Here is an 8,046-nt window from a genome sequence, read left to right on the forward strand (position 1 = left end):
ATCATGAATAGAACCATCTTCTTCTACCGTGTCAAAAGCACCAAGACCATTTTCAACCACCATTAAAGGAATTTCATAACGGTCGTAAATTTTTTCAAGGTAATATTGAAGCCCCGTTGGATCGTGTGCCCAACCCCAATCTGAGTAAGTCAAATAAGGATTTTTAGCACCAGCTGAAAAGTTACCAGAAACCTGTTCACCACCAGTATGAGTAGTCACATTATTTGACATATAATATGAGAAAGTATACATATCAACCGTACCACGTTTCAAATCTTCAAGATCTTCTTCAGTGATATCAAGTTCAACATTATGCTCTTTCCAAAGACGTTTGGCATAAGTACCATATCTTCCTTTAGCTTGGACATCACCGCAATAATAAATGCCAGACTGCCACTTGTGCTCGTTTGCTAAGATATCTGCAGGATCACAAGTTCCAGGATAGAAAGTAATGCCACAAATCATATTTCCAATCATGAAATCAGGGTTAATGGCATGCCCAATTTGTACAGCCTTAGCTGATGCTACAAATTGATGGTGAAGAATTTGATAACCTTCTTGATAGTCAGCATCACTGGCTTTTGAACCAAACATATCAAGAAACATGGTTGTGTTATTAATTTCGTTGAAAGTTAGCCAATATTTAACCAAATCTTTATATTCATTGAAAATCACTTCACAGTAACGCACGTAAAAATCAATCAGTTTACGATTTTTCCATCCGCCATAATTTTCTTCCAAAGCAAGTGGTGTATCAAAATGCCAAATTGATACCAATGGTTCAATGTTATATTTACGGCATTCTTCAAAAACAGAACGGTAAAAATCTAGCCCAGCTTGATTAGGCTCTTTGTCATCACCATTTGGAAAAATTCGCGCCCAAGAGATTGACAAGCGGAAAACAGAGTAACCCATTTCGGCAAACAACTTAATATCCTCTTTGTAGCGGTGATAGAAATCAACGGCTACATGGTTTGGATAATGCTCTGTGTCAAGCACCGCATATTTGGCGCCTTCAGGAATTTTACCATTGTGTCCCATGGCTGGCGCTTTACCAGGCTTGCCATCTTTATCAATATAAGTCATGTAACGCGGTGCATCAACACTACCACCTGTTGTCACATCAGTCGCAACAAGTCCACGACCATCTTCATTATAAGCACCTTCGGCTTGGTTAGCAGCAATTGCCCCACCCCAAAGGAAATTTTTTGGAAATGCTTTTGTCATATCTTTTCCCTCTTTCAATTAAGTACAATAAGATTATATCGTTCTTTGAAAGCGCAATCTTCCATTATTGTCTTGGAAAGTGATACTATCCCATCATAGATAAGTTTGAATCACTTTTGCAATGACTCGATATCCTTCAACAGTCAAATGAAGTCCATCAATTGTCCAGTCATGTTTTAATTGCCCAGATTCATCACACAATAAATCATGTAAATCAAGCCATTTAACTTGCTGACTAGCCAATTGTTCTAATAGTTTATTAAGTTGTGAAATGCTTGCATTATTTCGCAGGCTTGGTGTGCGTACAAATTCAGGCGATTCATTCATCGGAAAAACAGACAATAAGAAAATCTGACTCTCAGGCAACTGCTGTTGAATTTTCTCAATAATTGTTTTGATAGTTTGATAAACTTCTTTTGGTCTTCGATTTTTCAAATCATTGACACCAATTAATAGAAAAACTTTGCTTGGTAGCAATTCAAGTACTTGAGAATCAAGGTGTTCCAATAGATGAAGACTATTAATCCCATGGACGCCACGATTATAAAGAGTTAAATCTGATGACAACAATTCATGAATGGGAAAATATTCCGTGATAGAATCCCCAGCAAAAACGATATTGGGGTTAGAAGCACTGCTATTTAAAGCATCAAATTTTTCCCACAATTGATTTTGCTGATCAATTAACACATAATTACGATATTCTTTGACATCTGCTCGGTGATATAATTCTTGAAAATCAGTCATTTTTTCTCCTTTGTGATTATTTTATCACAAATCAGAACCTTTCAAAAAATGGTTAGCTAAAACCTGTAAAACACCATTTTCTTGATTTGATGGTGCTTGGTAATGAGCAACATTTTTGATTTCCTGCGAAGCATTTGCCATGGCAAAAGAATATTTTGCCAATTTTAACATTTCGATGTCATTTCCACCGTCACCAAATACCATAAGGTTTTCTGGACCATATCCCCAATGATCTAATAAGAAATCAAGCCCAGTTCCTTTATGAACGTGTGAGGGAATAACATCAATACAACCAAAACCGCTAGAGGTCGCCGTTAATTGATAGTCTGCAAAAAGTGTATTGATTTCATCGCGAACTTGAAAAGTTAACTCGTCACGAACTAGTAAAGTCACTTTGAAATAATCGTCTTCAGGAATTGGATGAAGATTGTCAACATATTTTAAAACTGGAAGATAATAACTCAATAACTCCTTAATCTTTTTCGGCGTTGTCACTGGTAAATAAGATGATGTTTTTCCTGCTAGATTAATTACAGTATCAGGATATTTTTTCTCAATAAAATTTACCAATGCCGAAACAGCTTCTACCGTCTCAAATTCTTCCTGCAATGTCTTACCATTTTCAATAATATGTCCACCATTTTCAGCTACAAATGACATCTGGTGTTTGTGTCTTGGAAATTGTTTGATAATTTGGCGATATTGGTTACCGCTAGCAACAACAAATTTAATTCCTTCTTCCATAAAATGGTCAAAAAGTCGTTCAAATAAGACCTTATCATATGTCTTTGTATCTGTTAGAAATGTTCCGTCCATGTCGGTTGCAATTACTTTAACTGTCATAACACCCTCCTTGTCTCCCATTATACGCTAGCTTACTGAAAAATTCTTTAAGTATATTCAGAAAAAATGATACTATGATACGAAAAATATATTCTAGATTTTCATTTTCAAACAAAAAAGAACGGGATATACCCGCTCTTAATTCTATTAAGCTTCTACGCCTTCTTCTTTGAGAAGTTTCAAATCATACATTTTAAGGAATGGGAACCAAACAAAGAATGCTGCTACAGCACAAACAAGAGCTGTAATAACGGCACCGATGTTACCACCTGATCCGATGTAGGCACCAAGACCGATTGGTGTTGGCCATGGAGTTTGAATGATAGATACAGCGGCAAAACCAAGTTTGATTGACCAATATGCGATTGAAGCACTCACGATTGGTGCAAGGATGAATGGAAGGGCAAGAATTGGGTTGTATACAACTGGAAGACCAAAGATAAGTGGTTCATTGATATTGAAGATTGCAGGACCCATAGCTGCACGACCAAGCATTTTAAGTTGAGATGATTTAGCTGCTACTGCAAGCCATACACAGGCAAGAAGCATTGCACCAGAACCACCCATGATAACGTATGAGTTTGAGAATTCACCGGCGAAAGCAATGTGTGCGCCGTCAACGTTTTCTGCCATGTTTGACAAAAGGATTGGGTTAACAAGACCCATAACGATGTTAGCACCGTGGATACCAACAATCCACAAAGCGTGAACAAGAAGGTAAATAACCACAATACCAAGCCAAGAGTTTGCAATGTGACGAACGAAACCAAATGGAATAGCAACGACATTGTAAATGTCAGTACCAAGTGCGATGAACACACCATCGATAACAAGAACGACAATAGCTACGAAAGCACATGGAATCAAAGCTGAGAATGAGCGAGAAACCCCTGAAGGAACTGCTTCTGGCATTTTAACAACCCAGTGACGTTTGATACATACACGGTAAAGTTGAACAGCAAGGATAGCCATCAAGATAGCTGTAAACATACCTGAAGTTGACAAACGAGCCAAGCTGTTACCACCAACAGTCCAACCATTGATTGTAGCACCTTTAACGTTCAAATAGTCAAATGAACCATTTTTAACAAGCAACTCTGGAATTGTCAAGAAGAAAGCAAATACTGAAAGTAGAGCACCGTAAACTGGATCTACATCAAGTTCTTCTTCATCAGCGAAAATTTTAGTGTATTCATAACCAATAACAATGGCAAAGTATAGTGACAAGATACCCATTGTACAGTTGTAAGCTTGCAAGTAAAGTGGTGCAATCTTATCAACTGAGTTTGCCCAAATTGATGTTAAGGCAGGAATTGGAAAGGCTTGTGGGATAATGCTCAAGACAAGGAACATAGATCCGACGATAGTAAACGGAATACTGGCCATACCAGCGGCAACAATGGCACGAACAGGACGCCAAGCAGAAACTTTAGCCATCGGCCCCATTAAGTACTTTTCTAAAAATTCAAACATTTTCTTCTCCTCCTAAAAACTGTTGAATGTTTGTTGTTAACTAATTGATTGATGCCAAATATTTTTGAATGCGATAATATTGTTTATCTGAGTTACGGTTGATACGACCAATTTTAACTAACATCCATGATGAAATTATAATCCCAAGTAAAAGCATCACGATTAGGATAAGTTGAGTCGTACCATTCTCAGATAAGAATGGATAAAAATAGTGATATTGCTTAAATAAAGTGGCAATAATTAAAATGATATTTAAAGCAATGATCGTTTGGAAATAAAATTGCGTTTTAATCGCTGGTTTTTGTTCCCTTGAATACATTCGTGATTGTTCCCACATACAAATGGCACCAAAGACAGCCATAAGAACAGGAATAATAACTAGACTGATGTGACTGGCTGATAAGAACATCAAAATCCAGTACAGATTGATGAAAAAGAAGAAGGCGACGATGTAACGAATAAGGAAGTAACGTGTGTAGTACATGTTTTTTATCCCGTTTTCACGTCTAGTTGCGTCTAATTCTCTTTTCTCCTTTTCTGTTAAAGCAGCCATAGCTATCTCCTTTCTTGCCTAACTAACCGATTTTTTTGTATAACTCTAACATTTCAAGTCCAACTTCACGAAGAGTCATTGTTGTCATCAAGTGGTCTTGAGCGTGAACCATGATGATTTCAACATTAACTTCTTTACCACCTGCATATTCTTGTAACAAGTGTGTTTGTGATTGGTGGGCTTTTAGTAATTCGTCATTTGATTCTTTCAATTTTTCTTCTGCTAACGCATAGTTACCTTCGCGCATGGCATCAAATGCCTCGTGAACGATTGAACGTGCGTTACCGGAATTTAAGATAATCTCAAATGCTGCAACTTGCAATTCTTCTGAATTCATATAACTCCTACTTCCTTTTTAAATAGTTAAAAATATTTTTTTAAATTCATCAAATGATTGACAAGTTAACATACGTTCTTGAAGTTTTGGATTATCAACCAAATCTACAATGGCAGATGTCAACTCTGGTAAGCCATCATTATCATGAATTGACATTGACATTAAAAAGACGATTTTAATTGAAGGATATTGTTTATCCCATTTCACTCCGTTTTTAACAATTGCTACGGCAAAGTGATGTTTACTTCCTACGGCTTTCAGCGGATGAGGAACAGCGATGTTTTTCCCGAAAACAATTGAACTCATTGCTTCACGCTGTTTCATCATATCCAACAAGCGTTTTTCAAACTGCTCGTTTTCATTAACTGAAATGCTATTAGCCAAAATTTGAAGTACTTCTTCTTTTGACGCATCTGATAGAAGGAAAAAATAATCTTCTGAGAAGTAATCGTCAAACACATCGCTTACACTGAGTTCTGATTGACGATCTTCTATTTTTGCTAAAGAGGTGTTCAAGTGAGAAATTCCCTGTTTGATATCCTTCAGCTCATCATCATTTAAAAAGACTGAAACCGTGAAAACTGGAATATTGAAAATCAAGTTTGATAAGTCAATCGAAGATACAATAAAATCAATACCTTTTAACTTTTCATCATTGATTTCGTAATAACCAATCACATCCGTAATTGAAACTAAGTTCCCGAGCTCATTTTCAATTCGGCTCTTCAACATTTGAGCACTACCGTAACCAGTAGCACAGATAACAAGAACATTGTATTTACGTTGCTCCTTATATCTTTCCTTTGCTGCCATAAAGTGAAGAGCAATGTAGGCGATTTCATTTGGTGTTAAAGTGTAAGCGCTGAAGGTTGGCATATTCTTAACCACGTGCTCTGCTAACTCATACATGTCATTGTATTTTGCTCGAATCTCTGATGTTAATGGATTTTCCATCTCAACTCGACCTTGCAAACGAATAAACATCGTAGACAAGTGAGCTAGGAGTCCTTCAATCAATTGAAAATCATTCTTCACAGTTGGATTAACTTGGTCGATACTGTCAATTAATTCTTGTCGCATTTGTTCTTGCAATACTTCAGAAATATGACAAGCATTCCCGTGACCTTTTGAAACCAAGTGTAACGTAATGTAATCAATTTCTTCAATCGGGAAATGAATTCCTGTTGAACTTGAAACACGTTTTAGAATATTTTCTGCAATTTGACGCTCTGCCAAACCTCTCAGCACCAATTCATCTTCTGACACCTTACTGATTTGAAAACCTTCAGTAATACGTCTGATTGCTAAGGCAATATGGATGACCAAATTTTGAATCACAAAATCTGATAATTTAAGACCACCTTCCCGACATTCATCAAGGACAATGATTGTTAACTCTTCAAAAGAAATCTTTTGATTAAGCAATTCATTATCAACATATGAATGCATGGTGTTGATGAAACCAGAATCGATAAAGTAGTCCATGATGAATCGACGTTTATCACGTTCTTGCCCCATCACATAAACACCCTTATTGGCTTTGCTCTCAATTTTTAAATGATATGGTTTAAACTTTTCTCTAATCTTTTTAAAGTCACTAGATAATGTTGATCGACTAACAAATAACTCATCTGCTAAATCATCAAAATAAATTTCATTTTGCTCAAACAAAAGTTTGTTTAACAGAAAATTGTAGCGATCGTTAATATCTGTAATGTTTTGATAATTAAAATGGTTATCATTGATATGATTTTCTTCCAAGAAATCGGCATAAGCGTCATCATCTTTGATGTCTAGCTTATAACCATATCCTTGCTTTGAAATCAAATCAATTCCCGAATAGTTATCTAATTTTTCAACCAGTGTTTTATAGTAAGTTCTAATTGTTCTATCTGAACATCCTAAATGCGCTGCTAGTTCTTTACTAGTCACAAATTGTTCTTTATCTTTTGTAAGATATTGAATAATTTGTTTTTCTTTTTTATTTAACACAGAACAGGACACCTCCAAGTACCATTAGAACTATTATATCACATCAGGCATTAGATGTTTTCTTGAACCAAGGCCGCCATTTTTTCGATTCCCATTGGAATTGGAATGTAAGCTTGTGGTGGAATTTGAACGATTGGTTTGTTTGTTTTAGCAGCTGCATCTGCTAATTGTTTGAAGTTCATTTTTGTTTGTGGGCTAACAAGATACAAATCGTATTTATCAGCTTCGATACGTTTTTGTCCTTCTGGAACACCAACAGCATCCATTTCGATGTCTTCGCCTTTGTCTTGAAGGAATGTCATTGTTTTTTTAGCAATCATTGATGATGACATACCGCCTGCACAGATAATTAAAGCTTTCTTAGCCATAATGTGAATCTCCTTTGTTTTTTGTTTACACTGATATTATATGAAAACGCCATCATTATGTAAACGCATTCTTTTTCCTTTGCAATACGGAAAAATATACGACTAATACGGAAAAATTCCATTTAGGTACATTTTTTTCCGTAACCAAACTGCAATCACTACGGAAATTTGCTGTAAATCTTCAGTTTTTTAGAAAAAAAAGAGCCAGACTAGGGAAAACTAGTCTGACTATCTTAAAAGAATGCTGGAATAAATAATTTTGTATAATTCACAGAAACTTGATTTTCTTGTAAGCCTAACTCATCAGTAATTAGTTTTTTCAATTTTTCATCGTTCATTATAGAATAAACACGATAACTTTTTGAATCTTTGTGAAGCACTTGAATCGTATCAGCAATCTTTTGATTAGCTAAAATATCAGGAAGCTCATTAGGATTTGAAAAGGTGATGATATATGGACCACTCATTCGTTGACCTTGACTATCATAAACTTTTCGATATTTGCT

General features: G+C 35.9%; 9 protein-coding genes. All 9 read right to left on the bottom strand.

Annotated features, from left to right (window positions below):
- On the bottom strand, window positions 1-1,227 hold a 1,227-nt coding region (locus tag B4D49_RS02015), incomplete at its 3' end, for a glycoside hydrolase family 1 protein (protein ID WP_286783044.1).
- Between the two features lie 93 nt (window positions 1,228-1,320).
- Window positions 1,321-1,974, bottom strand: coding sequence for an SGNH/GDSL hydrolase family protein (locus tag B4D49_RS02020; protein ID WP_286783045.1), 654 nt, complete (start codon window positions 1,972-1,974; stop codon window positions 1,321-1,323).
- A 24-nt stretch (window positions 1,975-1,998) separates the two neighbouring features.
- Window positions 1,999-2,817: a Cof-type HAD-IIB family hydrolase gene (locus B4D49_RS02025; protein ID WP_286783046.1), complete on the bottom strand. Its 819-nt coding sequence runs from the start codon at window positions 2,815-2,817 to the stop codon at window positions 1,999-2,001.
- A gap of 147 nt (window positions 2,818-2,964) precedes the next feature.
- Window positions 2,965-4,290 carry a PTS cellobiose transporter subunit IIC gene (celB, locus tag B4D49_RS02030; protein ID WP_132869186.1) on the bottom strand — a complete coding sequence of 442 codons (1,326 nt, stop codon included), beginning with the start codon at window positions 4,288-4,290 and terminating at the stop codon, window positions 2,965-2,967.
- Between the two features lie 40 nt (window positions 4,291-4,330).
- The gene (locus B4D49_RS02035; RefSeq protein WP_132869187.1) at window positions 4,331-4,843 is read right to left on the bottom strand and encodes a hypothetical protein; all 513 of its coding nucleotides are present in this window, start codon (window positions 4,841-4,843) and stop codon (window positions 4,331-4,333) included.
- Between the two features lie 22 nt (window positions 4,844-4,865).
- Complete coding sequence (locus B4D49_RS02040; RefSeq protein ID WP_020916861.1) at window positions 4,866-5,180, bottom strand: PTS cellobiose transporter subunit IIA; 315 nt, start codon at window positions 5,178-5,180, stop codon at window positions 4,866-4,868.
- A gap of 18 nt (window positions 5,181-5,198) precedes the next feature.
- Window positions 5,199-7,172 carry a BglG family transcription antiterminator gene (locus B4D49_RS02045; RefSeq protein WP_286783047.1) on the bottom strand — a complete coding sequence of 658 codons (1,974 nt, stop codon included), beginning with the start codon at window positions 7,170-7,172 and terminating at the stop codon, window positions 5,199-5,201.
- A 50-nt stretch (window positions 7,173-7,222) separates the two neighbouring features.
- Window positions 7,223-7,540 carry a PTS cellobiose transporter subunit IIB gene (locus B4D49_RS02050; RefSeq protein WP_074481708.1) on the bottom strand — a complete coding sequence of 106 codons (318 nt, stop codon included), beginning with the start codon at window positions 7,538-7,540 and terminating at the stop codon, window positions 7,223-7,225.
- Between the two features lie 233 nt (window positions 7,541-7,773).
- A partial coding sequence (locus B4D49_RS02055) for a hypothetical protein (protein WP_286783048.1) occupies window positions 7,774-8,046 on the bottom strand: 273 nt, incomplete at its 5' end.

The organism is Streptococcus sp. UBA4344 (assembly GCF_002393675.1).
GTDB lineage: Bacteria > Bacillota > Bacilli > Lactobacillales > Streptococcaceae > Streptococcus > Streptococcus vicugnae.

Bases quoted from the DNA above. Each gene is read 5' to 3' on its own strand.
- B4D49_RS02020 (WP_286783045.1), bottom strand. From the start codon at position 1,974: ATGACTGATTTTCAAGAATTATATCACCGAGCAGATGTCAAAGAATAT.
- B4D49_RS02025 (WP_286783046.1), bottom strand. From the start codon at position 2,817: ATGACAGTTAAAGTAATTGCAACCGACATGGACGGAACATTTCTAACA.
- celB (WP_132869186.1), bottom strand. From the start codon at position 4,290: ATGTTTGAATTTTTAGAAAAGTACTTAATGGGGCCGATGGCTAAAGTT.
- B4D49_RS02035 (WP_132869187.1), bottom strand. From the start codon at position 4,843: ATGGCTGCTTTAACAGAAAAGGAGAAAAGAGAATTAGACGCAACTAGA.
- B4D49_RS02040 (WP_020916861.1), bottom strand. From the start codon at position 5,180: ATGAATTCAGAAGAATTGCAAGTTGCAGCATTTGAGATTATCTTAAAT.
- B4D49_RS02050 (WP_074481708.1), bottom strand. From the start codon at position 7,540: ATGGCTAAGAAAGCTTTAATTATCTGTGCAGGCGGTATGTCATCATCA.